Genomic DNA, 24,529 nt, shown 5'->3' with positions numbered 1-24,529 from the left:
TATCCAGGCGTCACGGAGATGCTCACTGGGCGCGCTCGTTTTTGAGCTTCCGATAATTTCAACAAGCGAGGAGGACCGCCATGGGCGTGACCAATCGGTTGGCCTGTTACTCCGACCCCGCCGACCACTATTCCCACCGAGTACGCATCGTGCTCGCAGAGAAGGGTGTCAGCGCAGAGATCATCAGTGTGGAGGTGGGACGTCACCCGCCGAAACTGATCGAAGTGAACCCTTACGGCAGCTTGCCCACCCTGGTCGATCGTGACCTGGCGTTGTGGGAGTCAACCGTGGTGATGGAATACCTGGATGAGCGTTATCCCCATCCACCGTTGCTGCCGGTGTATCCGGTGGCGCGTGCCAACAGCCGCCTGCTGATCCATCGGATCCAGCGTGACTGGTGTGGCCTGGTGGACCTGATTCTGGATTCACGCAGCAAGGAAGCGGCCCGGGTTCAGGCGCGCAAGGAATTGCGCGAGAGCCTGACCGGTGTTTCGCCGTTGTTTGCCGACAAACCTTTTTTCCTCAGCGAGGAACAAAGTCTGGTGGATTGCTGCCTATTACCCATACTCTGGCGCTTGCCGATTTTGGGCATAGAACTGCCGCGGCCTGCCAAGCCGCTGCTTGACTACATGGAGCGCCAGTTTGCGCGTGAGGCTTTCCAGGCGAGTCTGTCTGGTGTCGAACGCGATATGCGCTAAGGCTTAAGGAGCCGTTGATGAACTCCAGTCGACCTTACCTGGTCCGCGCGCTCTATGAGTGGATAGTGGACAACGATTGCACCCCGCACATGCTGGTCAATTCCGAGTTTCCCGCGGTTCAGGTACCGCAAGGTTTTGCCAGTGACGGACAAATCGTCCTGAACGTTTCACCCAGTGCCGTGCGACACCTGCACATGGACAATGAAGCGGTCAGCTTTGAAGGGCGTTTCGGCGGTGTGCCGCATACGCTGTTCGTGCCCATCGGTGCCATCCTCGGGATCTACGCCCGGGAAAATGGCCAGGGCATGGTGTTTGATCTGGAGTCTTCCCTTGAGGATGACGAAGCGATCGAGCTCGAAGGCGAAGATGATGTGCCGCCGCCGGATTCCGAGCCACCGCGTCCAAGCGGTCGGCCGAGTCTGAAAGTGGTGAAGTAACAAGGCGCGGGCCCTCGGGCCAGCGTTGAAAATGCCTCGGCGATGCCGGGGCATTTTTTTGCCTGGCGAAAACCCCGGCGCTTATAGATGAAAGTCATGACAGGACGGTGATCGTACAACCGCCATGGGCTATCATGCGTGCTTCAGATCGCCGAGATAGATGATTCATCATGGAAAACTCCAGCGCCGCCCCTCGTCTTCCCCGCAAGCGCCGCAGCCTTGCCCAGGAATTGGTCACGGTGTTGTCCGAGCAGATCCGCGACGGCCAACTCAAACGTGGCGACAAACTGCCCACCGAGTCGGCGATCATGGACGCCCATGGGGTCAGCCGCACCGTGGTGCGTGAAGCCATCTCGCGATTGCAGGCCGCCGGGCAGGTAGAAACCCGCCATGGCATCGGTACCTTTGTGCTGGATACGCCAAGCCCCAGCGGTTTCCGGATTGATCCGGCCACTGTCGTCACCCTGCGTGATGTGCTGGCCATCCTTGAACTGCGGATCAGCCTGGAAGTGGAGTCTGCCGGGCTTGCTGCCCAGCGCCGTAGTGACGAGCAATTGGCCGGCATGCGTGCTGCCCTCGATGCGCTGAACGAAAGTGCGGCCCACGCCGGTGATGCGGTGGCGTCGGACTTCCAGTTCCACCTGCAGATTGCCCTGTCCACCGGCAACCGCTACTTCACCGACATCATGACCCACCTGGGCACCAGCATCATTCCGCGCACGCGGCTGAACTCGGCACGCCTGGCCCATGATGACCAGCAGCACTACATGAGCCGCCTGAGCCGCGAACACGAAGAGATCTATGAGGCGATCGCGCGCCAGGATTCGGATGCGGCGCGGGCGGCCATGCGGTTGCACCTGACCAACAGCCGTGAGCGGCTGCGCCATGCCCATGAAGAGGCGGAAGCGCAGCGCGGTTGATTCCAGGCTGGACGTAAGCGTGTGGCTTGAAAGCTCATTGTGGCGAGGGAGCTTGCTCCCGTTGGGCCGCGCAGCGGCCCCAAATCCATTGCCCCGAGTTCTGTCTGAAAGAACCTCGTGTTCTTGCCGGGGCTGCTTCGCAGCCCAACGGGAGCAAGCTCCCTCGCCACAGGTTAGTGCGCGAGGCTTAACTTACGTCTTTCAGGCCGGCTGATTCGGCGTGTAGTCCTTGAGCAGCAGATACGTGCTCCAACCCCACCAGTCACTGGTCCACTGCTTGTCGTTCAGGTTGTTGACGTCCTTGCGTCGCAGCACCTTGTCGCCTTCAGCCTTGAACAGCGGTGAGAAGTTGTTCGCCGGGTTCTGCGCGGCGTTCAGGTCCGGCACATACAGCGGTGCCTTGAAGTTGGCCGGGGAGGGCGCCATGCCGCTGATAAACGTTTCGAAGATCTCATCGGCCGAGGCCTGCACGGCGCGTTTGACCATGGCGCGGTTGGCCGCATCGTTGCTGTCGAAATAGCGTTTATCACCGTAGGCATGCCACTGCTCGCCCAGGGCGTTGCGCACATTGAGCCCGAACTTGCTGTCTTCATCGTGCATGAAGCGGCTGATCAGCGAGCCCAGTTCACCCGGTGTCACCACCGCCGCCAGTTGCTTGCGCGGTACCCGCAGGTGCCCGGCGGAAAATAGATCGGTCAAAAAGTGATCAGCAAAGCTGTTCATGGCATAGGCCAGTTCCAGCGCCTGGTCGGTGCCGGTCTGATGCGCCACGACGGCTTGTTGCAAGGCTGCCGTATGCCCCGCCAGATAGGCCGCCAAAGCCCATTCGCCAAAGTGGTCGGCATTGTCTGCCGCCAGTTTCAGGTAGCGCCCCAGTGGAATCAGCGCCGAGACGGCACTGCCGCCGCCGGTGATGCGGTTCCATTCCTCGGACAAGGTGTCACCCAGCGCGTCATAGGCTTCATGGGGTTGCTTGCCATCCTTGATCGCCTGGTTGACCGCATTGATCTCCTTTTGCATCACCGCGAGGATCTTGCCCGCTTCTTCCCGTGATGCTGGCAATACCGCCAGCGAGTTGAATGCATCGGTAAAGCGCTGCACACGATCAGCGGGCGATGTGCCTTCGTTGATGGGGCGCCCGGGGATGCCATAGAAATCACCGCCCAGGGCGATGATCTGGCCGTAGCTCAGGGCCAGGCCATTGGGCAGGTGCAATTCGACCTGCCGGGCGGGAATCGGCGGGGCGTCCTTGACGAAACGCAACAGGGTGTCGTCGCCGATGGCGGTGTGTTCGCCGCCTTCAAAACGCAGGGTTGGCGGGGTTTTCACAGGTGTGGCGAGTTCAAGATCTGACATGTTAGCTCCTTGCTATGTCGTAGGAATCTTCCGTAATAACTGTACGTATATACAGTTATTCCGAGCATAGAGGAAAAACTTCCTACGTCAAGAAAGCAGCAATCGAGAAGGGCGGCGATGAATTGCAGTTGACGAATATTTTTATAGTTGTACGATGACGTACGACATCAAGATAACCATCCGTAATCTCACAACAGAAAGTCTTCGCCCAGGGTGTTCGAATAATGAATCCACAAGAACTGAAGTCCATCCTCTCTCACGGTCTGCTGTCTTTCCCGGTGACCGATTTCAATGCCCAGGGTGATTTCCACCAGGCGGGCTACATCAAGCGTCTGGAATGGCTGGCCCCTTATGGCGCTACCGCCTTGTTCGCCGCTGGCGGCACCGGTGAGTTTTTCTCCCTGGCGGCCAGCGAATATTCGCAAGTGGTGAAAACCGCCGTTGATACCTGCGCCACCAGCGTGCCGATTCTTGCCGGTGTCGGCGGTGCCACCCGCCAGGCCATCGAGTACGCCCAGGAAGCCGAGCGTCTTGGCGCCAAAGGCTTGCTGCTGCTGCCGCACTACCTGACCGAAGCCAGCCAGGATGGGGTTGCCGCCCACGTTGAAGCGGTGTGCAAGTCGGTCAAGATCGGTGTAGTGGTCTACAACCGCAACGTCTGCCGCCTGACCGCGCCGCTGCTGGAACGCCTGGCCGAGCGCTGCCCGAACCTGATCGGTTACAAGGACGGCCTGGGTGACATTGAATTGATGGTGTCGATCCGTCGTCGCCTCGGTGACCGTTTCAGCTACCTGGGCGGCTTGCCGACTGCAGAGGTTTACGCCGCTGCCTACAAGGCCCTGGGCGTGCCGGTGTACTCCTCGGCGGTGTTCAACTTCATTCCAAAAACCGCGATGGATTTCTATCACGCCATTGCCCGGGAAGATCACGCCACCGTCGGCAAGATCATCGACGACTTCTTCCTGCCGTACCTCGACATCCGTAACCGCAAGGCCGGTTACGCGGTGAGCATCGTCAAGGCCGGGGCGAAAATCGTCGGCTACGACGCAGGCCCCGTGCGTACCCCGCTGACCGATCTGCTGCCGGAAGAATACGAAGCCCTGGCCGCGTTGATCGACAAGCAAGGCGCGCAATAACCCATCACCAAGGCCGCTGAGTAATCAGCGGCTTTTTGCGTCAGGAGAGAATTCGTGTCCCAAGCCAAGCGTTTTGAAAACTACATCGGTGGCCAGTGGGTTGCCGGCGCCGACTACTCGGCCAACATCAATCCGTCGGAGTTGTCTGATGTCATTGGCGAATACGCCAAGGCTGACCTCGCCCAGGTTCACGCGGCCATCGACGCTGCGCGCGCTGCTTTTCCGGCGTGGTCCACTTCCGGGATCCAGGCGCGTCATGATTCGCTGGATAAAGTCGGTACCGAAATCCTCGCCCGTCGCGAAGAGCTCGGCACCCTGCTGGCCCGGGAAGAGGGCAAGACCCTGCCGGAAGCCATCGGCGAAGTGACCCGCGCCGGTAACATCTTCAAATTCTTCGCCGGTGAATGCCTGCGCCTGTCCGGCGACTACCTGCCGTCGGTGCGTCCGGGCGTCAACGTTGAAGTGACCCGTGAGGCGTTGGGCGTGGTTGGCCTGATCACGCCGTGGAACTTCCCGATTGCCATCCCGGCCTGGAAGATCGCCCCGGCCCTGGCCTACGGCAACTGCGTGGTGCTCAAACCGGCTGAACTGGTACCGGGCTGCGCCTGGGCCCTGGCCGAAATCATCTCCCGCGCCGGCTTCCCTGCCGGTGTGTTCAACCTGGTGATGGGCAGCGGCCGTGTGGTCGGCGATGCCATGGTCAACAGCCCGAAAGTCGACGGCATCAGCTTCACCGGCTCGGTGGGCGTGGGTCGTCAGATCGCCGTCAGCTGCGTGTCGCGCCAGGCCAAGGTGCAGTTGGAAATGGGCGGCAAGAACCCGCAGATCATTCTCGACGACGCCGACCTCAAGCAAGCCGTCGAGCTGTCGGTGCAGAGCGCGTTCTACTCCACCGGACAGCGTTGCACCGCGTCCAGCCGCTTTATCGTCACCGCCGGGATTCACGACCAGTTCGTCGCGGCCATGGCCGAGCGGATGAAGTCGATCAAGGTCGGCCACGCCCTGAAAACCGGCACCGACATCGGCCCGGTGGTTTCCCAGGCCCAGCTGGACCAGGACTTGAAGTACATCGACATCGGCCAGAGCGAAGGCGCCCGGCTGGTCAGCGGCGGTGAGCTGGTGACCTGCGACACCGAAGGCTACTTCCTCGCGCCGACGCTGTTTGCCGACAGCGAAGCCGCGATGCGCATCAGCCGTGAAGAGATCTTCGGCCCGGTGGCCAACGTGGTGCGCGTGGCGGATTACGAGGCGGCGCTGGCGATGGCCAACGACACCGAGTTCGGCCTCTCGGCCGGTATCGCCACCACCTCGCTGAAATACGCCAACCACTTCAAGCGTCATTCCCAGGCCGGGATGGTGATGGTCAATCTGCCGACTGCCGGTGTGGATTACCACGTTCCATTCGGCGGCCGTAAGGGTTCATCCTACGGTTCGCGTGAGCAGGGTCGCTATGCGCAAGAGTTCTACACCGTGGTGAAAACCAGCTACATCGGTTCGTAACGGCTGCACCCTGTGGCGGGTCCGTGCCCGCCACAGGCTTACAATTTGATTACCCGCAAAAAAAATAATTAGTGGGAGTACATCTTCATGCAAGCGACCAAGCCGACCCATGTCCGCTATTTGATCCTGCTCATGCTGTTCCTGGTGACCACGATCAACTACGCCGACCGGGCCACCATCGCCATTGCCGGCTCCAGCCTGCAAAAAGACCTCGGCATCGACGCGGTCACCCTTGGCTATATCTTCTCCGCATTCGGTTGGGCCTACGTGGCCGGGCAAATTCCCGGCGGCTGGCTGCTGGACCGCTTCGGTTCGAAAAAAGTCTACGCCCTGAGTATCTTCACCTGGTCACTGTTCACCGTGCTGCAAGGCTATGTCGGTGAGTTCGGTGTTTCCACGGCCATCGTTGCGCTGTTCATGTTGCGCTTCCTGGTGGGCCTGGCTGAAGCGCCATCCTTCCCCGGAAATGCGCGCATCGTGGCGGCATGGTTTCCTACGGCTGAACGCGGCACCGCCTCGGCGATCTTCAACTCGGCGCAGTACTTCGCGACTGTGTTGTTCGCACCGCTGATGGGTTGGATCGTCTACACCTTCGGCTGGCAGCACGTGTTCGTGGTGATGGGCGGCATCGGTATCGTATTCTCGCTGATCTGGCTGAAAGTTATCCACAGCCCGCGCCAGCACCCGATGATCAACGAGGCCGAGTTCCAGCACATCGCTGCCAACGGGGCCATGGTCGACATGGACCAGGACAAGGGCAGAGGCAAGAAAACCGACGGCCCGAAGTGGGATTACATCCGTCAGTTGCTGACCAACCGCATGATGCTCGGCGTGTACCTGGGCCAGTACTGCATCAATGGCATCACCTATTTCTTCCTGACGTGGTTCCCGGTGTACCTGGTTCAAGAACGCGGCATGACGATTCTCAAGGCTGGCTTCATCGCGTCCTTGCCGGCGATCTGCGGCTTTATCGGCGGCGTGTTGGGCGGGGTGATTTCCGACTACCTGCTGCGCAAGGGCCATTCGCTGACCTTCGCCCGCAAGGCGCCGATCATTGGTGGCTTGCTGATTTCCAGCAGCATTGTCGCGTGCAACTACGTGGACATCGAATGGATGGTGGTGGGCTTCATGGCCCTGGCCTTCTTCGGTAAAGGCGTTGGCGCACTGGGCTGGGCGGTGGTGTCCGACACCTCGCCGAAACAAATCGCTGGCTTGAGTGGCGGTTTGTTCAACATGTTCGGCAACCTGGCGTCCATCAGCACCCCGATCGTGATCGGCTACATCATCAGCACCACAGGCTCCTTCAAGTGGGCGCTGGTGTTTGTCGGTGCCAACGCATTGCTGGCGGTGTTCAGCTACCTGGTAATCGTCGGCCCGATCAAGCGTGTGGTGCTCAAAGAGCCGCCGGCCAAAGGCCCCGAGATGACTAAACTTTCCCAAGCGCATTCCTGAAGGGGCCCGCGTCATGCAGTTGATTGAACATGCCGATTCGCCACGCTCCATCCGTTTGCACGCGCTGGATAACGTGGTGATTGTGGTCAACGACCAGGGCGTACCGGCGGGGACCGAGTTTCCCGACGGCCTGGTGACGGTGGATTTCATTCCCCAAAGCCACAAGGTGACGCTGGAAGACATCCCCGAAGGCGGCCGCATCATTCGCTACGGCCAGACCATCGGTTATGCCCTGCGCCCGATTCCCCGCGGCAGTTGGGTGCAGGAAGATCAACTGCGCATGCCCACGGCGCCGCCGCTGGACAGCTTGCCGCTGTCCACTGAAGTGCCCGAGACCCAGGCGCCGCTGGAGGGTTTTACCTTCGAGGGTTATCGCAATGCCGACGGCACCGTGGGCACGCGCAATATCCTCGGAATTACCACCACGGTGCAGTGCGTCACGGGCGTGCTGGACCATGCGGTGAAGCGCATCAAGGACGAGTTGCTGCCCAAGTACCCGAACGTCGATGACGTGGTGGCGCTGACCCACAGCTACGGCTGCGGCGTGGCGATCACGGCCACCGACGCCTACATCCCGATCCGCACCGTGCGTAACCTGGCGCGCAATCCGAACCTGGGCGGTGAAGCCCTGGTGATCAGCCTGGGTTGCGAGAAGTTGCAAGCCGGGCAGGTGATGCATGAAAACGACAGCTCGGTAGACCTGAGTGAGCCATGGCTGTATCGGTTGCAGGACTCCAGCCACGGCTTTACCGAAATGATCGAACAGATCATGGAACTGGCCGAAACCCGCCTGAAGAAACTCGACCTGCGCCGGCGGGAAACCGTACCGGCGTCGGAGTTGATCCTCGGCATGCAGTGTGGCGGCAGTGATGCGTTCTCGGGGATTACCGCCAACCCGGCGCTGGGTTATGCCTCGGATTTGCTGTTGCGGGCGGGCGCGACGGTGATGTTTTCCGAAGTGACCGAAGTGCGCGATGCGATCTACCTGCTGACTTCCCGTGCCGAGAACCAGGACGTGGCCCGGGAACTGGTGCGGGAAATGGACTGGTACGACCGCTACCTGGCCAAGGGCGAGGCGGATCGCAGCGCCAACACTACGCCCGGGAACAAGAAGGGTGGGTTGTCGAATATTGTCGAGAAGTCGTTGGGTTCCATCGTCAAGTCGGGCAGCAGTGCGATCAACGGCGTGCTTGGCCCCGGTGAGCGGTTCAATCGCAAGGGCCTGATCTTTTGCGCCACGCCGGCGAGTGATTTTGTGTGCGGCACGTTGCAGTTGGCGGCGGGGATGAATTTGCATGTGTTCACCACCGGGCGTGGCACGCCCTATGGGCTGGCGATGGCGCCGGTGGTGAAGGTCTCGACCCGGACGGAGCTGGCGCAGCGTTGGCCTGACCTGATTGACATCGACGCCGGGCGGATCGCCACCGGCCGGGCAACGATTGAGGAGCTGGGTTGGGAGTTGTTCCACTTCTACCTGGATGTGGCCAGCGGCAAGAAGCAGACATGGGCGGAGCAGCACAAGCTGCATAACGACATTACGTTGTTCAATCCCGCGCCGATTACTTAAGACCGAGTCGCCTGCTTCGCGAGCAAGCCCGCTCCCACATTTGACTGCATTCCAAAGGTAGAACTCGGTCAAATGTGGGAGCGGGCTTGCTCGCGAAAGCGGTAGTCCAGACGAAGCTGGCCATGCTGGCTTATCATTAGCCACCTACCGACGCCCACCCAAGGTTCTCTCCGGCATGCTGGCAATCTTCCTACAAACCCTGAACATCACCGCGCCGGTGTTTGCCATGCTGTTCCTGGGCGTCCTGCTTAAGCGCATCAACTGGATCAACGACAACTTTATCCACATCGCTTCGGCCCTGGTGTTCAACGTCACCATGCCGGCGTTGCTGTTCCTCGGGATTCTCCATGCCGACCTGCATTCAGCCCTCAAGCCGGGCCTGCTGATCTACTTCGCCGTCGCCACGCTGGTGAGTTTCGCCCTGGCCTGGGGCTGGGCGATCTTTCGATGCCCGCGGGAAGATCGCGGCATCTATGCCCAAGGCGCGTTTCGCGGTAACAACGGGGTGATCGGCCTGGCCCTGGCCGCCAGTATGTACGGCGACTACGGGATTTCCCTTGGCGCGGTGCTCGCGGCGCTGGTGATCCTGTTCTACAACACCCTGTCGACCATTGTGCTGGCGGTGTACAGCCCGGTGATCAAGTCCGACCCGTGGAGCATTTTCAAAAGCGTGCTGGCCAACCCGTTGATCATCAGCGTGATCGCGGCGGCGCCCTTCGCGTACTTCCAGATTGGCTTGCCTGGCTGGCTGGAATCCTCCGGGCAGTACCTGGCGGACATGACGTTGCCATTGGCGTTGATCTGTATCGGTGGCACGTTGTCGTTGGCGGCACTGCGCAAAAGCGGCGACATGGCCCTGAGCGCCAGCCTGATGAAGATGGTCTGGCTGCCGGTGATCGCGACCCTGGGGGCGTGGCTGCTGGGGTTTCGCGGGCCGGAGTTGGGGATTCTGTTCCTGTACTTCGGCGCGCCCACGGCGGCGGCCAGTTTTGTCATGGCGCGGGCGGCGGAGGGCAATCATGAACTGGCGGCCGCGATTATCGTGATCACCACCCTGATGGCGGCGGTGACCACGAATATCGGGATTTTCGTGTTGCAGGCGGGTGGCTGGATCTAGGCGTCTTTCTGGTAGCTGTCGATCACTTCCTGCGCGGCGCGGAAGGCGTCAATCGCCGCCGGCACACCGGCATACACCGCACAATGCAGCAGCGCCTCGCGAATCTCCTCCACGGTGCAACCGTTGTTCAGCGCGCCGCGCACGTGGCCCTTGAGTTCCTGCGGGCACTTGAGGGCGGTCAACGCGGCGAGGGTGATCAGGCTGCGGGTTTTCAGCGGCAACCCTTCGCGATTCCACACGCTGCCCCAGGCATGCTCGTTGACGAAATCCTGCAGCGGCTGGCTGAACTCCGTGGCATTGCCCAGCGCCCGATCGACAAACAAATCACCCATCACCTGGCGGCGCATTTCAACGCCGGGCTTTTTCTGTTCGGTCATTGCGATTCCCTCTTGTGTTGGCGGCGCCAGGCTTGCAGCGAGGTGAACAACAGGAAAGCCACCAGCGCTGGCAGGACGTAATACAGCATCAGTTGTTCAAGCTTGTTGGCCAGCGGCATGCCGAAGGTGAACGACACCACGTGCAGCCCGTACACCAGGTACAGGCCCAGGAACACCAGGCCTTCGGCCCGGGTGACGCGGTAGCCCGAATAAAACACCGGCAGGCACAGGGCGACCACGCCGAGCATTACCGGCAGGTCGAAATCCAGGGCATTGGGCGACACCGACAACGGCGAGGGCGCCACGAGGGCGGTAAAGCCCAGCACCCCAAGCAGGTTGAACAGGTTGCTGCCGATCACGTTGCCCACGGCAATTTCCCGCTGGCCGCGCAGGGCGGCGATCAGCGAGGTGGCCAGGCAGGGCAGGGAAGTGCCGACGCCAATCAGCGTCAGGCCGATGATGCGTTCCGACAGGCCCAGGTCAGAGGCCACGTCCACCGCCGCGCCCAGCAGCAGGTGCCCGGCCAGTACGAGGATCAACAGTCCACCGAGCATCAGCAGCACGCTGCTCAGCCACGGCGCCTGCACCACAGTGTCCCGGGTGCGCGGGCGGCGGGAGTGGCGGGTCTGGTAGAGCAGCACGCCGAGGTAGGCCACCAGGGCCACCAGCAGTAACAGGCCATCGATCGGCGTGAGTTCTTCATTGGCGGCTAGCACAAACACCAGCAGGCTGGCGATGATCATCATCGGGATATCCAGGCGTACCAGTTGCCGGGAGACCCGCAGCGGAATGATCAGGGCTGCCAGGCCAAGGGTCACGAGGGTGTTGAAGATGCTGCTGCCGATCACACTGCCCACGGCGATGTCGGTGTTGTCCGCCAGGGTCGCTTGCAAGCTGATCGCCATCTGCGGCGCGCTGCTGCCGAAGGCGACGATGCTCAGGCCGATGATCAGCGGGCGCACCTTGAGGCTGGCCGCCAGGCGCACGGCGGCACGCACTAATACTTCTGCGCCGAAGATCAACAGCAGCAGGCCGCTGATCAGTTCGATCAGGCTAAAGGGCGAGAGGGCGGTTAATGCGGAAATGGCCTGGGCTCCGTCGGTCAGTTGCTGAGGGCTTGCACGCGAACGCGCGCGGTGCCGCTGCCGATCATACCGATCTGTTCGGCGGCCTTGCGTGAAAGGTCGATCAGGCGCCCACGGGTATGCGGGCCGCGATCATTGATGCGGACAACGACGCTTTTGTTGTTGTCGAGATTGGTGACCTTCACCTGCGTGCCGAAGGGCAGGCGACGATGGGCGGCGGTCAGGGCATTCTGGTTGAACGGTTCACCGCTGGCAGTGCGGTTGCCGTGGTGTTTGGCGCCGTAGTAGGAAGCGGAACCGGTTTCGTCATAGCCGTTGGGGTCGATGAGGCCGCTGGCGCAGCCGGCGAGCAGAGAGAACAGGGCCAACAGGCCGAGTAGACGCTTCATTTTCAAGGTTTCCCCCTTACAGATGTGGGAGCGGGCTTGGGTGGGAGCGGGCTTGCTCGCGAATGCAGTGTGTCAGGCAACGAATAGGCTGACTGATCCACCGCTTTCGCGAGCAAGCCCGCTCCCACACAAGCCCGCTCCCACAAGGGGTCAGAGTTGGACGTGAGGTCCTGCTCCGACCATTTCACCGCGTTTAGCCTTCGAGTTTGCTTTTCAGCAGTTCGTTGACCTGTTGCGGGTTGGCCTTGCCTTTGGAGGCTTTCATCGCCTGGCCGACAAAGAAGCCGAACATCTTGCCGCGCTTGGCTTCATCCGCCGCACGGTATTGTTCAACCTGTTCGGCATTGGCTGCCAGCATCTCGTCGAGTACGGCCGAAATCGCGCCGCTGTCGGTGACTTGTTTCAGGCCGCGCTTCTCGATGATCTCGTCAGCGTTGCCTTCGCCGGCGGCCATGGCTTCAAACACGGTCTTAGCGATTTTGCCGGAGATGGTGTTGTCCTTGATCCGCAGCAACATGCCGCCCAACTGTTCTGCCGACACCGGTGCTTCGTCGATTTCCAGGCCCTGTTTGTTCAACAGGCTGCCCAGCTCAACCATCACCCAGTTGGCCGCCAGTTTGGCGTCGCCGGCAATGCTCACGACTTTTTCGAAGTAGTTGGCTTGCTCGCGGCTCGACGCCAGCACGCTTGCGTCATACACCGAAAGACCGAACTGCGCCTGGAAACGCTCGCGTTTCTGCGGTGGCAGTTCCGGCAGCGTGGCGCGCACGTCAGCCAGGAACGAGTCCTCGATGACCACCGGCAACAGGTCCGGATCGGGGAAGTAACGGTAGTCGTTGGCTTCCTCCTTGCTGCGCATGGCGCGGGTTTCGTCTTTGTTCGGGTCGTACAGGCGGGTCTGCTGGATCACCTTGCCGCCGTCTTCGATCAGCTCGATCTGGCGACGTACTTCAGTGTTGATCGCCTTCTCGATGAAACGGAACGAGTTGACGTTCTTGATCTCGCAGCGGGTGCCGTACTCGGCCTGGCCTTTTGGCCGCACCGACACGTTGCAGTCGCAACGCAGGGAGCCTTCGGCCATGTTGCCGTCGCAGATCCCGAGGTAACGCACCAGCGCGTGGATCGTCTTGACGTAGGCCACGGCTTCCTTGGCGCTGCGCATGTCCGGCTCGGAAACGATCTCCAGCAGCGGGGTGCCGGCGCGGTTCAGGTCGATGCCGGTGGCGCCGTTGAATTCTTCATGCAGGCTCTTGCCGGCATCTTCTTCCAGGTGCGCACGGGTCACGCCGACACGTTTGATGGTGCCGTCTTCCAGCGGGATGTCCAGGTAGCCCTTGCCGACGATCGGCAATTCCATCTGGCTGATCTGGTAGCCCTTGGGCAGGTCCGGGTAGAAGTAGTTCTTGCGGGCGAACACGTTGTGCTGGCCGATCTCGGCATCGATGGCGAGGCCGAACATCACCGCCATGCGCACCGCTTCCTGGTTCAGCACCGGCAGCACGCCGGGCATGCCCAGGTCTACCAGGCTGGCCTGGGTGTTGGGTTCTGCGCCGAACGTGGTGGCGCTACCGGAGAAAATCTTCGATTGGGTGGCGAGCTGGGTATGAATCTCCAGCCCGATCACGACTTCCCATTGCATAGTGTTCTCCTCAGAAGCCGGTAGGGGTGCGAGTGTGCCAGTCAGTGTTCAACTGGTACTGGTGCGCCACATTGAGCAGGCGGCCTTCCTGGAAATACGGGGCGAGCAGTTGCACGCCCACCGGCAAGCCATCGACGAAACCTGCAGGCATGGACAAGCCCGGCAGACCGGCGAGGTTGGCGGTGATGGTGTACAGGTCTTCCAGGTACTCGGCGATCGGGTCGCCGGTCTTGGCGCCGATCTTCCAGGCCGGGTTCGGCGTGGTTGGGCCGAGGATCACGTCGACTTCATTAAAGGCAGCCATGAAGTCGTTCTTGATCAGGCGACGGATCTTTTGCGCCTTGAGGTAGTACGCGTCGTAGTAGCCGGCCGACAGGGCGTAGGCACCGACCATGATCCGGCGTTGTACTTCCGCGCCGAAACCTTCGCCACGGGAGCGCTTGTACAGGTCGGTGAGGTCTTTCGGGTTTTCGCAGCGGTAGCCGAAGCGCACGCCGTCGAACCGCGACAGGTTGGAGGACGCTTCTGCCGGCGCGATCACGTAGTAGGCCGGAATCGCGTGCTGGTTGTTCGGCAGGCTGATTTCCTTGATCACGGCGCCGAGCTTTTCCAGCTCCTTGACGCTGTTGTGCACCAGTTCGGCGATGCGCGGGTCGAGGCCGGCGCTGAAATATTCTTTCGGCACGCCGATGCGCAGGCCTTTGATCGAGGTATTCAGGCTGGCGCTGTAGTCCGGCACGGGTTCATCAATGCTGGTGGAGTCCTGCGGATCGAAGCCTGCCATGCCTTGTAACAAAATTGCGCAGTCTTCAGCGGTGCGTGCCAGGGGGCCGCCCTGGTCGAGACTGGAGGCGTAGGCAATCATGCCCCAGCGGGAAACGCGACCGTAGGTCGGTTTCAGACCGGTGAGGTTGGTGAAAGCGGCCGGTTGGCGGATCGAGCCGCCAGTGTCGGTGGCCGTGGCGGCAGGTAACAGACGAGCGGCAACCGCGGCCGCCGAACCACCGGACGAACCGCCGGGCACGTGCTCAAGGTTCCACGGGTTTTTCACCGCGCCGTAGTGGCTCGACTCGTTGGCCGAGCCCATGGCGAATTCGTCCATGTTGGTCTTGCCCAGGGTCACGGCCCCGGCAGCGGCCAGCTTGGCGACCACAGTGGCGTCGTAGGGCGCCTTGAAATTGTCGAGCATCTTCGAGCCGCAACTGGTGCGAATGCCCTGGGTGCAGAACAGGTCCTTGTGGGCAATCGGCGCACCCAACAGGGCGCCGTTCTCACCGTTGGCACGACGTACGTCGGCGGCCTTGGCCTGGCTCAGGGCCAGCTCTTCGGTGATGCTGATGAAGCTGTTGACCTTAGGGTCCAGCTCGGCGATACGCGCCAGCAGGGTCGTGGTCAGCTCTTCGGAAGAAAACTTTTTGTCGGCGAGACCGCGGGCGATCTCGGCCAGAGTCAATTGATGCATTGCAGGCTCTTTCCCTTTAGTCGATGACTTTCGGAACCAGGTACAGGCCGTTTTCGACCGCTGGCGCGATGGACTGGTAAGCCTCGCGATTATTGCGCTCGGTCACGACGTCGGCGCGCAGGCGCTGGCTGGCTTCCAGCGGGTGAGCCAGGGGCTCGATGCCGTCGGTATTCACGGCTTGCATTTGGTCGACCAGCCCGAGAATGCTGTTCAGGGCTGCGGTGGTCTGTGGAAGATCGGCTTCATTGAGGCCCAGGCAGGCCAAATGAGCGATTTTTTCCACGTCGGAGCGTTCAAGCGCCATGGGATTCTCCAGTGGAAAACAGAACGGAAGCTATCCGTGTGTTAGATTGTAGGAACACTACCGCATTTCTACGGTCATATGGCCGCGATTGTGGGGGTTGGTGCACAGAAAGTCGGCCAATTTAGCACATTGGCGCCTTGCCCAAAATCCCTGTCGTTGTTAGAGTTTGCCGCACTTTTTTACCCACGCGTTGCCTAGGGTCCCTTTCCCATGTTCAAGAAACTGCGTGGCATGTTTTCCAGCGATCTTTCCATCGACCTGGGCACTGCCAACACCCTTATTTACGTGCGCGAGCGCGGTATCGTCCTGAATGAGCCATCGGTTGTGGCCATTCGGACCCATGGTAATCAGAAAAGTGTCGTTGCCGTTGGCACCGAGGCCAAGCGCATGTTGGGCCGAACACCGGGCAACATTGCTGCCATTCGTCCGATGAAGGATGGCGTGATTGCTGACTTCAGTGTCTGCGAAAAGATGCTGCAGTACTTCATCAACAAGGTTCACGAAAACAGTTTCCTGCAGCCCAGCCCTCGTGTGCTGATCTGCGTTCCGTGCAAGTCCACCCAGGTGGAACGTCGTGCCATCCGTGAATCGGCCCTTGGCGCCGGTGCCCGTGAAGTGTTCCTGATTGAAGAGCCAATGGCCGCTGCGATCGGTGCCGGCCTGCCGGTTGAAGAAGCGCGCGGTTCGATGGTGGTGGATATCGGTGGTGGTACCACTGAAATCGCCCTGATCTCCCTCAATGGTGTGGTGTATGCCGAATCCGTACGGGTTGGCGGCGACCGCTTCGACGAAGCGATCATCACCTACGTGCGTCGCAACTACGGCAGCCTGATCGGCGAATCCACCGCCGAGCGCATCAAGCAGGAAATCGGTACCGCTTACCCGGGCGGCGAAGTTCGCGAAGTCGATGTTCGCGGTCGCAACCTGGCCGAAGGCGTTCCACGTGCCTTCACCCTGAACTCCAATGAAGTGCTGGAAGCTCTGCAAGAGTCCCTGGCCACCATCGTTCAGGCGGTGAAGAGCGCCCTGGAGCAATCGCCTCCGGAACTGGCTTCCGATATCGCCGAGCGTGGCCTGGTATTGACCGGTGGTGGCGCCTTGCTGCGCGACCTCGACAAGTTGCTGGCCCAGGAAACCGGTTTGCCAGTGATCGTCGCTGAGGACCCGTTGACCTGCGTCGCCCGCGGCGGTGGCCGTGCACTGGAAATGATGGATAAACACACCATGGACCTGCTCTCCAGCGAATAAGAATTTGCTGGTTTGCCCATGTTTCGCTCACAGGCAGCACTTTGCAGTGCTGCCTGTTGGCGTTTATCTTCTTCAATCTGCATCCAGGCCGGTTTGATGCCGTATGAATAAAGAAAACATTTGCCTGGGAGGAGCGGCTTATTAAACCGCTTTTTTCGAAAGGCCCCTCATTGGGCGTGCGCCTGTTGGTGCTGGTCGTGCTATCGGTTGCGCTGATGGTGGTCGATGCCCGCTTCACACTGCTCAAGCCAGTGCGTAGCCAGATGTCGCTGGTCCTGATGCAGACGTACTGGATCACTGACCTGCCGCAGCGTCTCTATCAGGGTGTCGCCAGTCAATTTGGCAGCCGCACCGAACTGGTGGCGGAGAACGAAAAACTCAAGACCGAAAACCTGCTGCTGCAGGGGCGCATGCAAAAGCTCGCGGCCCTCACCGAGCAGAACGTTCGGCTGCGCGAGTTGCTCAATTCCTCTGCGCTGGTCAATGAGAAGGTCGAAGTGGCCGAGTTGATCGGTATGGATCCGAACCCCTTCACCCATCGCATCATCATCAACAAGGGTGAGCGCGACGGCGTAGTCCTTGGCCAACCGGTGCTCGATGCCCGTGGCTTGATGGGCCAGGTGGTGGAGTTGATGCCTTATACCTCCCGCGTGCTGTTGCTGACCGACACCACCCACAGCATCCCGGTGCAAGTCAACCGCAACGGCCTGCGGGCGATTGCCAGCGGTACCGGTAACCCGGAACGCCTGGAGTTGCGTCACGTCGCAGACACCGCCGACATCAAGGAAGGCGACCTGCTGGTCAGCTCCGGCCTGGGTCAGCGGTTCCCGGCAGGCTACCCGGTCGCGACGGTCAAGGAAGTGATCCACGATTCCGGCCAGCCGTTCGCCATTGTGCGCGCCGTGCCGACCGCCGCGTTGAACCGCAGCCGTTACCTGTTGCTGGTGTTCAGTGACAACCGCACCCCGGAAGAGCGTGCCAACGAAGCCGCCCAGGCCCAGGAAGCGGAAGACAAGCAAAACGGCACCGCGCCGATCATTCCGGCCACCGTGCCAAAACCGGCGGCACCTGCTGCCCCGGCAGCCGCTCCGGCAACGCCAGCCGCGCCGGTTGCGACACCGGTCAAGCCTGTGGCCCATAGCGCGCGTCCGGCCAAGCCTGCGGCTGCAACACCTGCCGCTGCCAAACCGCCCGCCGCCGCCAAACCACCGGCCGCGGCCCCGGCAACCACTCGGCAGAGGGAAGAATAATGGCCGGTACTCATTCGCGTAACGGCTGGATCGTCTGGCTGACCTTTGCCATCGGCTTGCTGCTCAGCGTTTCGCCGCTGCCGCAATTCATGGAGATCCTGCGCCCGCTGTGGCTCGCCTTGCTGCTGGCGTTCTGGGCCCTGGCGCTGCCGCACAAGGTCGGGATGGTCACGGCCATGTGCCTGGGGCTGATGGAGGATGTGCTCTACGGCACCCTGCTCGGGCAGAACGCGCTGATCCTGACCCTGATTACCTTCCTGGTGCTGTCATTGCAGCAGCGCCTGCGGATGTTTCCGATGTGGCAACAGTGCCTGGTGATCCTGGTGATCTTCGGCCTGGCGCAGTTGGTACAGCTGTGGCTCAGCGCCTTGACCGGCAACCGCCAACCGACCCTGGCGCTGGTGTTGCCCGCGCTGGTCAGCGCGCTGTTGTGGCCCTGGGTCAGTTTTGGCCTGCGTGGATTGCGTCGTCGCTATAAAATCAATTGAATGGATCGCGAGGCTCTGCCTGGTTATCGAACCCTACAGGGAGAGTCTGCATGAATTCGCTTTATCTGGCCTCGGGCTCCCCGAGGCGGCGTGAGCTGCTGACACAGATCGGCGTGCCGTTCACCGTCGTCAGCGCCGCCATTGATGAAACTCCCCTTACAAATGAATCGCCCGCGTCCTACGTAGAACGCCTGGCGCGCGGCAAGGCTGCGGCCGGTCGAGCGACCTTGGCCGATGCCACCGGCGCCTGTGTGCTGGGCGCGGACACAGCCGTCATCCTCGACGGCCGGATCCTCGGTAAACCTGTGGATCAAGCCGATGCCCTGGCCATGTTGCTGGCCCTTTCCGAGCGTGAACACGAAGTGTTGACGGCCATTGCCCTGATTGACGGCCAGCGTTGCGAAACGCAGCTGGTCAGCAGTCGTGTGCGCTTTCGCAGGATTTCAGCGGACGAAGCCACCACTTATTGGCACAGCGGCGAGCCCCAGGACAAAGCGGGCGGCTATGCTATCCAAGGCTTGGCGGCGGTGTTCGTCGCCGGACTCAATGGCAGCTACTCTGCCGTCGTTGGCCTGCCGGTCTGCGAAACCGCAGAACTGCTGGGCCAATTCGGCATACCCTGTTGGCAAAACCTTACCGTGCGCTAAACGCCGTATTCCAGCGCCAAGCCTTAAGCGATCGGTCACTATTGTGAAAACGCCTGAACGAGACCCAGCCATGAGTGAAGAGATTCTGATCAATATCACGCCGATGGAATCGCGCGTGGCGGTGGTAGAGAACGGTGTTCTGCAAGAAGTGCACGTCGAGCGCACCCAAAAGCGCGGGATCGTCGGCAATATTTATAAAGGCAAGGTCGTGCGTGTGTTACCGGGGATGCAAGCGGCGTTCGTCGACATCGGCCTGGACCGCGCTGCGTTTATCCATGCTTCGGAAATCTCCCTGCGCGAAGGCCCGGCGGTCGAAAGCATCAGCGCCCTGGTGCACGAAGGGCAGAGCCTGGTGGTGCAAGTCACCAAGGATCCGATTGGCTCAAAGGGCGCACGGCTGACCACGCAACTGTCGATTCCTTCGCGCTACCTGGTGTACATGCCGCGCACGGCCCACGTCGGTATTTCCCTGAAAATCGAAGACGAAGCCGAGCGCGAGCGCCTGAAAAAGGTGGTCAGTGACTGCGTGGCGCTCGAAGGCATCAAGGAGGCCGGCGGCTTTATCCTGCGTACTGCCGCAGAAGGTGCCGGTGCCGATGAAATCCTCATGGACATCCGCTACCTGCGTCGCCTGTGGGACCAGATCGGCGCGCAGATCAAGACGATCGGCGCCCCGAGCGTGATCTACGAAGACCTCGGCCTGGCCCTGCGCACCTTGCGCGACCTGGTCAGCCCGAAGATCGAGAAAATTCGCATCGACTCGCGGGAAACCTTCCAGCGCACTACGCAATTTGTTGCCGAGCTGATGCCGGAAATCGCCGATCGCCTGGAGCATTACCCGGGCGAGCGGCCGATTTTCGACCTGTATGGGGTCGAAGACGAAATCCAGAAAGCCCTTGAGCGCAAAGTGCCGCTCAAGTCCGGCGGTTACCTGGTGGTGGACCCGGCGGAAGCCATGAGCACTATCGACGTGAATACCGGTGCCTTTGTGGGCCATCGCAATCTCGAAGAAACCATCTTCAAGACCAACCTCGAAGCGGCCACCGCGATCGCCCGCCAGCTGCGCCTGCGCAACCTGGGCGGGATCATCATCATCGACTTCATCGACATGGAAGACGAAGAGCACCAGCGCCAGGTGCTGCGTACCCTGGAGAAGCAACTGGAGCGCGATCACGCCAAGACCAACATCATCGGCATCACCGAGCTGGGCCTGGTGCAGATGACCCGCAAACGCACCCGCGAAAGCCTCGAGCAAGTGCTGTGCGAGCCGTGCAGCAGTTGCCAGGGGCGCGGTAAGTTGAAGACCCCGGAAACGGTTTGCTACGAGATTTTCCGGGAAATCTTACGGGAGGCACGCGCCTACCAGGCCGAGGGCTATAGAGTCCTGGCTAACCAGAAGGTGGTCGACCGTTTGCTGGATGAAGAATCCGGCAACGTAGCCGAGCTGGAGGGTTTTATCGGGCGCACCATTCGCTTCCAGGTCGAAACCATGTATTCCCAGGAACAATATGACGTGGTGCTGCTCTGATTCGCGTTAGTTCTTATCAACGAGACGGGCAGGCCTTGATCTGCCGTCCGACTATTGCCTTTGAGGGTCGCCTGACATGGAGCGTCTGATACGCTTTTTTGCCGCACTGACCCGCTGGGGCCTCGGCCTGTGCGCCTTGCTGCTGGTATTGGCGGCGGTGTACGTGAGCCTGGGCCGTGAATTGACGCCGTTGGTGGCGGAATACCGTGGCGAAATCGAGGCCAAGGCGCGTACTGCGCTGGATATGCCCGTGAACATCGGCAGCCTGGAAGGGCGCTGGAGTGGCTTCGCGCCGGTATTGTTGGCTCACGACGTGATGGTCGGCGAGGGCAGCAGCGCCCTGCGCCTGGACCAGGTGCAAGTGGTGCCGGATATCTGGGCCAGCCTGCTGGCGCGTGAAGTGCGCATTGCCCACCTGGAAGTCAGCGGCCTGCAAGTCAGCGTGAAGGAAGACCAGGACGGCCACTGGGCGCTGCAAGGCCTGCCGGTGCAGGATGACCAGCCGCTGGATCCCGAACAACTGCTGACGCGCATGCAAATGGTCGGGCAGGTTTCATTGCTCGACAGCCAGGTGACGCTGCAGCCGTTCGACCAGGCTCCGCTGACCTTGACCTATGTCGGCGTGAGCCTGCAGACCGGCGCCAACCGCCAGCGCCTGGACGCGCGCCTGACCCTGCCCGACGGCCAGCCCCTGGCGTTGAACCTGCGCACCCGAATCCGCGCCAGCCAGTGGAAAGACGGCGAAGCCGAGGCTTACCTGAGCTTGCCCCAGAGTGACTGGGCAAAATGGATCCCGGCAAAACTGACCCAGCAATGGAAACTTTCCGAACTCAAGGCTGGCGGCGAATTCTGGCTGACCTGGGCCAAGGGCACCGTGCAAAGCGCCGCCGTGCGCCTCAACGCCCCGCAGCTCAAGGGCAGCTATGCCGATCGCAAGCCGACTCATATTGAGAACCTGGCCCTCACTGCGTACCTGCAACGCAGTGACAGCGGCCTCAAGGTGCTGTTTGACTCGCTCGCAATGAACCTCGGCGACACCCGCTGGGAGTCGCGCCTGCAACTGCAGCAAACCCTGGCCACCGACAAGGCCCAGGAAGTCTGGAACCTGCAGGCCGATCGCCTCGACCTGACGCCGATCACGCCATTGCTGCACGCCTTGGCACCCTTGCCGGAAGCCGTGGCCACCACCCTGGATCATCTGAAGGCCACCGGCACGCTGCGGAACGTGTTGCTGGATTATCGGCCTCAAGACACCACCGACCAGCGCGTGAGCTTCGCGGCCAACCTCGACCGTATTGGTTTCGACGCTTACTTCGGCGCACCGGCAGCCCGCAATGTCAGCGGCAGCATCAGCGGTGACCTGGGCAAGGGTGAGCTGCGCATGGACAGCAAGGATTTCTCCTTGCACCTGTTTCCGATCTTCGCCAAGCCCTGGCAGTACATCCAGGCCAACGCCCGCCTGACGTGGAAGCTCGACAAGGAAGGCTTCACCCTGATCGCGCCGTATATCAAGGTGCTGGGCGAGGAGGGCAAGGTCGCCGCCGACTTCCTGATTCGCCTGCATTTCGACCATAGCCAGGAAGACTACATGGACCTGCGGGTCGGTATGGTCGACGGCGATGGCCGCTTCACCCCCAAATACCTGCCGGCGGTGTTGAGCCCGGCACTCGATGAGTGGCTGCGCACTGCGATTCTCAAGGGGGCAGTGGACGAGGGCTTCTTCCAGTACCAAGGCTCGCTGAACCACGACGCACTGCCTGCCTCACGCAATATCAGCCTGTTCTTCAAGGTGCATGATGCCGAGCTGGCATTCCAGCCGGGCTGGCCGCACGTGAGCAAGGTCAAGGGTGAAGTGTTTGTCGAGGAAAGCGGCGTGCGCATCCTGGCCAGCAAGGGCCAGCTGCTCGACACCAAGGTCAATGATATCTACGTCAACATTCCCCACGCCCCCGAAGGCAAGGACAGCCACCTGCTGCTCACCGGCAACTTTGCCGGTGGCCTGGGCGATGGCCTGAAAATCCTTCAGGAAGCGCCGATCGGCACCGCCTCGACCTTCGCCGGCTGGAAAGGCGAGGGCGACCTGCAAGGCAAGCTGGACCTGGATATTCCCCTGGCCAAGGGCGCCGATCCCAAGATCGTGGTGGATTTCAAGACCGACAAGTCCCGCCTGCAACTGGCCGAGCCTACGCTGGACCTGAGCCAGCTCAAGGGTGATTTCCGCTTCGACAGCGCCAAGGGCCTGAGTGGCCAGAACATCAGCGCCCAGGCCTTCGACCGACCGATCACCGCGCAGATTTTCGCCGATGGCAAGCCAGGCGACCTCAACACCCGCGTCACCGCGAAAGGGCAGGTGACCGTCAAGCGGCTGACTGACTGGCTGAAGGTCAGCCAGCCGTTGCCGGTGTCCGGCGATATCCCCTACCAATTGCAGCTCAACCTCGATGGCGCCGACAGCCAGTTGATGGTCAGCTCCAACCTCAAGGGCGTGGCCGTGGACCTGCCGGCGCCGTTCGGCATGCCGGCGAGCCAGGGCCGCGACAGTGTGTTCCGCATGACCTTGCAGGGTAAGGAGCGCCGTTACTGGTTCGATTATGGCGAGTTGGGCAGCTTCACCTTCGCCGCCCCGGCGGACAATTTCGCCGACGGCCGGGGTGAGCTGTTCCTGGGAGATGGCGATGCGGTGTTGCCGGCCGGCAAGGGCTTGCGAATCCGCGGCGTGTTGTCGGAGCTGGATATCGACCCCTGGAAAAAGCTCGTGGACCGCTACGCCGGCAACGACCCGGGTGGCAGTGCCAAGCAGTTGTTGAGCGGGGCCGATTTCAAGGTCGGCAAGCTGACCGGTTTCGGCACCCAGTTCGACCAGGTCAGCTTGCAGCTGGACCGCAAACCCGCTGCCTGGGGCTTGCAGTTCGACAGCCAGCAGGCCAAGGGTACCGTGGGGTTGCCGGACGCCAAGGGCGCGCCGATTGCAGTCAACCTGCAGTACGTGAAGCTGCCTGCGGTGGATCCGACCGTGCAGGCGGATGAAAATGCGCCGGACCCATTGGCTGATGTTGATCCCAAGGATATTCCCGCGCTGGATATCTCGATTGCCCAGTTGTTCCAGGGCCCGGACCTGGTAGGTGCCTGGTCTCTGAAAGTTCGCCCGACCACCAGGGGCATGGCGTTCAACAGCCTGAACCTGGGGCTCAAGGGCATGGTGCTCCAGGGCGCCGGCGGTTGGGAAGGTGCACCCGGTGCCAGCAGCAGTTGGTACAAGGGCCGCCTCGATGGCAAGAACATTGGCGACGTGCTCAAGGGCTGGGGATTTGCGCCGAGCGTGACCAGCGAAGATTTTCACGTGGACGTGGACGGCCGCTGGCCGGGTTCGCCGGCCTGGGTAGGTCCCAAGCGTTTCTCCGGCAGCCTGGACGCCAGTTTCCGCAAAGGCCAGTTTGTTGAAGTGGACGGCGGTGCGCAGGCCCTGCGGGTGTTTGGCTTGCTGAACTTCAACTCCATCGGTCGCCGGCTGCGCCTGGACTTCTCGGACTTGCTTGGCAAGGGCTTGAGTTATGACCGGGTCAAGGGCTTGCTGGCCGCCAGTAACGGCGTGTTTGTAACCCGTGAGCCGATCACCATGACCGGCCCGTCGAGTAATCTGGAGATCAACGGCACCCTGGACCTGGTGGCTGATCGCGTCGATGCCAAGTTGCTGGTGACGCTGCCGGTCACCAACAACCTGCCGATTGCTGCATTGATCGTCGGCGCGCCGGCCATTGGCGGGGCGCTGTTCCTGATCGACAAGCTGATTGGCGACCGTGTTTCGCGTTTCGCCAGCGTGCAGTACAAGGTAGAAGGCCCGTGGAAGGACCCGAAAATCACCTTCGACAAGCCATTTGAAAAGCCAAACTGAGTACCTGTGGAGTAGCATGGCCTCATGCCTTTTCTGG

Annotated in this window: 21 protein-coding genes; 14 read left to right on the top strand and 7 right to left on the bottom strand. The window is 61.4% G+C overall.

Annotated elements, in window-relative coordinates; all coding sequences use genetic code 11:
- Positions 1-80 precede the first annotated feature (80 nt).
- From HX815_RS03290 to HX815_RS03280, 3 genes are all read left to right on the top strand, one after another.
- On the top strand, positions 81-698 hold the full coding sequence (locus HX815_RS03290; protein ID WP_003216049.1) for a glutathione S-transferase N-terminal domain-containing protein: 618 nt from the start codon (positions 81-83) through the stop codon (positions 696-698).
- A gap of 17 nt (positions 699-715) precedes the next feature.
- A complete protein-coding gene (locus tag HX815_RS03285) occupies positions 716-1,135 on the top strand; it encodes a ClpXP protease specificity-enhancing factor (protein WP_003216051.1) in 420 nt (139 codons plus the stop codon).
- 170 nt (positions 1,136-1,305) lie between these two features.
- A complete protein-coding gene (locus HX815_RS03280) occupies positions 1,306-2,055 on the top strand; it encodes a FadR/GntR family transcriptional regulator (RefSeq protein ID WP_008437251.1) in 750 nt (249 codons plus the stop codon).
- A gap of 201 nt (positions 2,056-2,256) precedes the next feature.
- On the opposite strand, the gene HX815_RS03275 is transcribed toward HX815_RS03280, so the two are convergent.
- The gene (locus HX815_RS03275; RefSeq protein WP_177027802.1) at positions 2,257-3,411 is read right to left on the bottom strand and encodes a phospholipase; all 1,155 of its coding nucleotides are present in this window, start codon (positions 3,409-3,411) and stop codon (positions 2,257-2,259) included.
- Positions 3,412-3,635: 224 nt separating this feature from the next.
- Here HX815_RS03275 and kdgD point away from each other — a divergent pair, with 224 nt between their 5' ends.
- The 5 genes from kdgD to HX815_RS03250 all read left to right on the top strand — a co-directional run bounded on the left by kdgD (position 3,636) and on the right by HX815_RS03250 (position 10,183).
- Positions 3,636-4,547 carry a 5-dehydro-4-deoxyglucarate dehydratase gene (kdgD, locus tag HX815_RS03270; protein ID WP_003216058.1) on the top strand — a complete coding sequence of 304 codons (912 nt, stop codon included), beginning with the start codon at positions 3,636-3,638 and terminating at the stop codon, positions 4,545-4,547.
- A 54-nt stretch (positions 4,548-4,601) separates the two neighbouring features.
- A complete protein-coding gene (locus HX815_RS03265) occupies positions 4,602-6,047 on the top strand; it encodes an aldehyde dehydrogenase family protein (protein ID WP_003216060.1) in 1,446 nt (481 codons plus the stop codon).
- A gap of 87 nt (positions 6,048-6,134) precedes the next feature.
- A complete protein-coding gene (locus HX815_RS03260) occupies positions 6,135-7,499 on the top strand; it encodes an MFS transporter (protein ID WP_008437249.1) in 1,365 nt (454 codons plus the stop codon).
- A gap of 13 nt (positions 7,500-7,512) precedes the next feature.
- The gene (garD, locus tag HX815_RS03255) at positions 7,513-9,066 is read left to right on the top strand and encodes a galactarate dehydratase (protein WP_177020453.1); all 1,554 of its coding nucleotides are present in this window, start codon (positions 7,513-7,515) and stop codon (positions 9,064-9,066) included.
- Between the two features lie 175 nt (positions 9,067-9,241).
- Positions 9,242-10,183: an AEC family transporter gene (locus HX815_RS03250; RefSeq protein WP_102604562.1), complete on the top strand. Its 942-nt coding sequence runs from the start codon at positions 9,242-9,244 to the stop codon at positions 10,181-10,183.
- Here the strand turns inward: HX815_RS03250 and HX815_RS03245 are convergent.
- The 6 genes from HX815_RS03245 to gatC all read right to left on the bottom strand — a co-directional run bounded on the left by HX815_RS03245 (position 10,180) and on the right by gatC (position 15,439).
- Positions 10,180-10,560 (bottom strand): carboxymuconolactone decarboxylase family protein, encoded by a 381-nt coding sequence (locus HX815_RS03245; RefSeq protein ID WP_177027801.1) that lies wholly within the window; start codon positions 10,558-10,560, stop codon positions 10,180-10,182. The genes HX815_RS03250 and HX815_RS03245 overlap by 4 nt on opposite strands.
- Entirely contained in the window at positions 10,557-11,603 is a 1,047-nt protein-coding gene (locus HX815_RS03240) for a calcium/sodium antiporter (RefSeq protein ID WP_032899620.1), read from the bottom strand. Before HX815_RS03240 ends, HX815_RS03245 begins: the two co-directional genes overlap by 4 nt.
- 59 nt (positions 11,604-11,662) lie before the next feature.
- Complete coding sequence (locus HX815_RS03235; protein ID WP_003216071.1) at positions 11,663-12,034, bottom strand: septal ring lytic transglycosylase RlpA family protein; 372 nt, start codon at positions 12,032-12,034, stop codon at positions 11,663-11,665.
- 193 nt (positions 12,035-12,227) lie between these two features.
- Positions 12,228-13,673 carry an Asp-tRNA(Asn)/Glu-tRNA(Gln) amidotransferase subunit GatB gene (gene gatB, locus HX815_RS03230; RefSeq protein ID WP_003216073.1) on the bottom strand — a complete coding sequence of 482 codons (1,446 nt, stop codon included), beginning with the start codon at positions 13,671-13,673 and terminating at the stop codon, positions 12,228-12,230.
- A gap of 10 nt (positions 13,674-13,683) precedes the next feature.
- Complete coding sequence (gene gatA / locus HX815_RS03225) at positions 13,684-15,135, bottom strand: Asp-tRNA(Asn)/Glu-tRNA(Gln) amidotransferase subunit GatA (protein WP_003216075.1); 1,452 nt, start codon at positions 15,133-15,135, stop codon at positions 13,684-13,686.
- Positions 15,136-15,151: 16 nt separating this feature from the next.
- Positions 15,152-15,439: an Asp-tRNA(Asn)/Glu-tRNA(Gln) amidotransferase subunit GatC gene (gatC, locus tag HX815_RS03220; RefSeq protein WP_003216077.1), complete on the bottom strand. Its 288-nt coding sequence runs from the start codon at positions 15,437-15,439 to the stop codon at positions 15,152-15,154.
- A gap of 210 nt (positions 15,440-15,649) precedes the next feature.
- Here gatC and mreB point away from each other — a divergent pair, with 210 nt between their 5' ends.
- The 6 genes from mreB to HX815_RS03190 all read left to right on the top strand — a co-directional run bounded on the left by mreB (position 15,650) and on the right by HX815_RS03190 (position 24,492).
- Complete coding sequence (gene mreB / locus HX815_RS03215) at positions 15,650-16,687, top strand: rod shape-determining protein MreB (protein ID WP_002555108.1); 1,038 nt, start codon at positions 15,650-15,652, stop codon at positions 16,685-16,687.
- Positions 16,688-16,827: 140 nt separating this feature from the next.
- Positions 16,828-17,937: a rod shape-determining protein MreC gene (mreC, locus tag HX815_RS03210; protein ID WP_080673268.1), complete on the top strand. Its 1,110-nt coding sequence runs from the start codon at positions 16,828-16,830 to the stop codon at positions 17,935-17,937.
- The gene (mreD, locus tag HX815_RS03205; RefSeq protein WP_003216081.1) at positions 17,937-18,425 is read left to right on the top strand and encodes a rod shape-determining protein MreD; all 489 of its coding nucleotides are present in this window, start codon (positions 17,937-17,939) and stop codon (positions 18,423-18,425) included. Before mreC ends, mreD begins: the two co-directional genes overlap by 1 nt.
- A 50-nt stretch (positions 18,426-18,475) precedes the next feature.
- Positions 18,476-19,072, top strand: a complete 597-nt coding sequence (locus HX815_RS03200) for a nucleoside triphosphate pyrophosphatase (protein WP_003216083.1) — start codon at positions 18,476-18,478, stop codon at positions 19,070-19,072.
- 70 nt (positions 19,073-19,142) lie between these two features.
- On the top strand, positions 19,143-20,600 hold the full coding sequence (gene rng / locus HX815_RS03195) for a ribonuclease G (protein WP_003216085.1): 1,458 nt from the start codon (positions 19,143-19,145) through the stop codon (positions 20,598-20,600).
- Between the two features lie 76 nt (positions 20,601-20,676).
- Positions 20,677-24,492 carry a YhdP family protein gene (locus tag HX815_RS03190; RefSeq protein WP_177027800.1) on the top strand — a complete coding sequence of 1,272 codons (3,816 nt, stop codon included), beginning with the start codon at positions 20,677-20,679 and terminating at the stop codon, positions 24,490-24,492.
- The last annotated feature ends 37 nt before the right edge of the window (positions 24,493-24,529 follow it).

Origin of the sequence: Pseudomonas sp. E6002 (assembly GCF_013385565.1) — a bacterium.
In the GTDB taxonomy this organism is placed as follows: domain Bacteria; phylum Pseudomonadota; class Gammaproteobacteria; order Pseudomonadales; family Pseudomonadaceae; genus Aquipseudomonas.
Note: the sequence above shows the minus strand (reverse complement) of the source record. Positions and strands in the feature narration are given on the sequence as shown.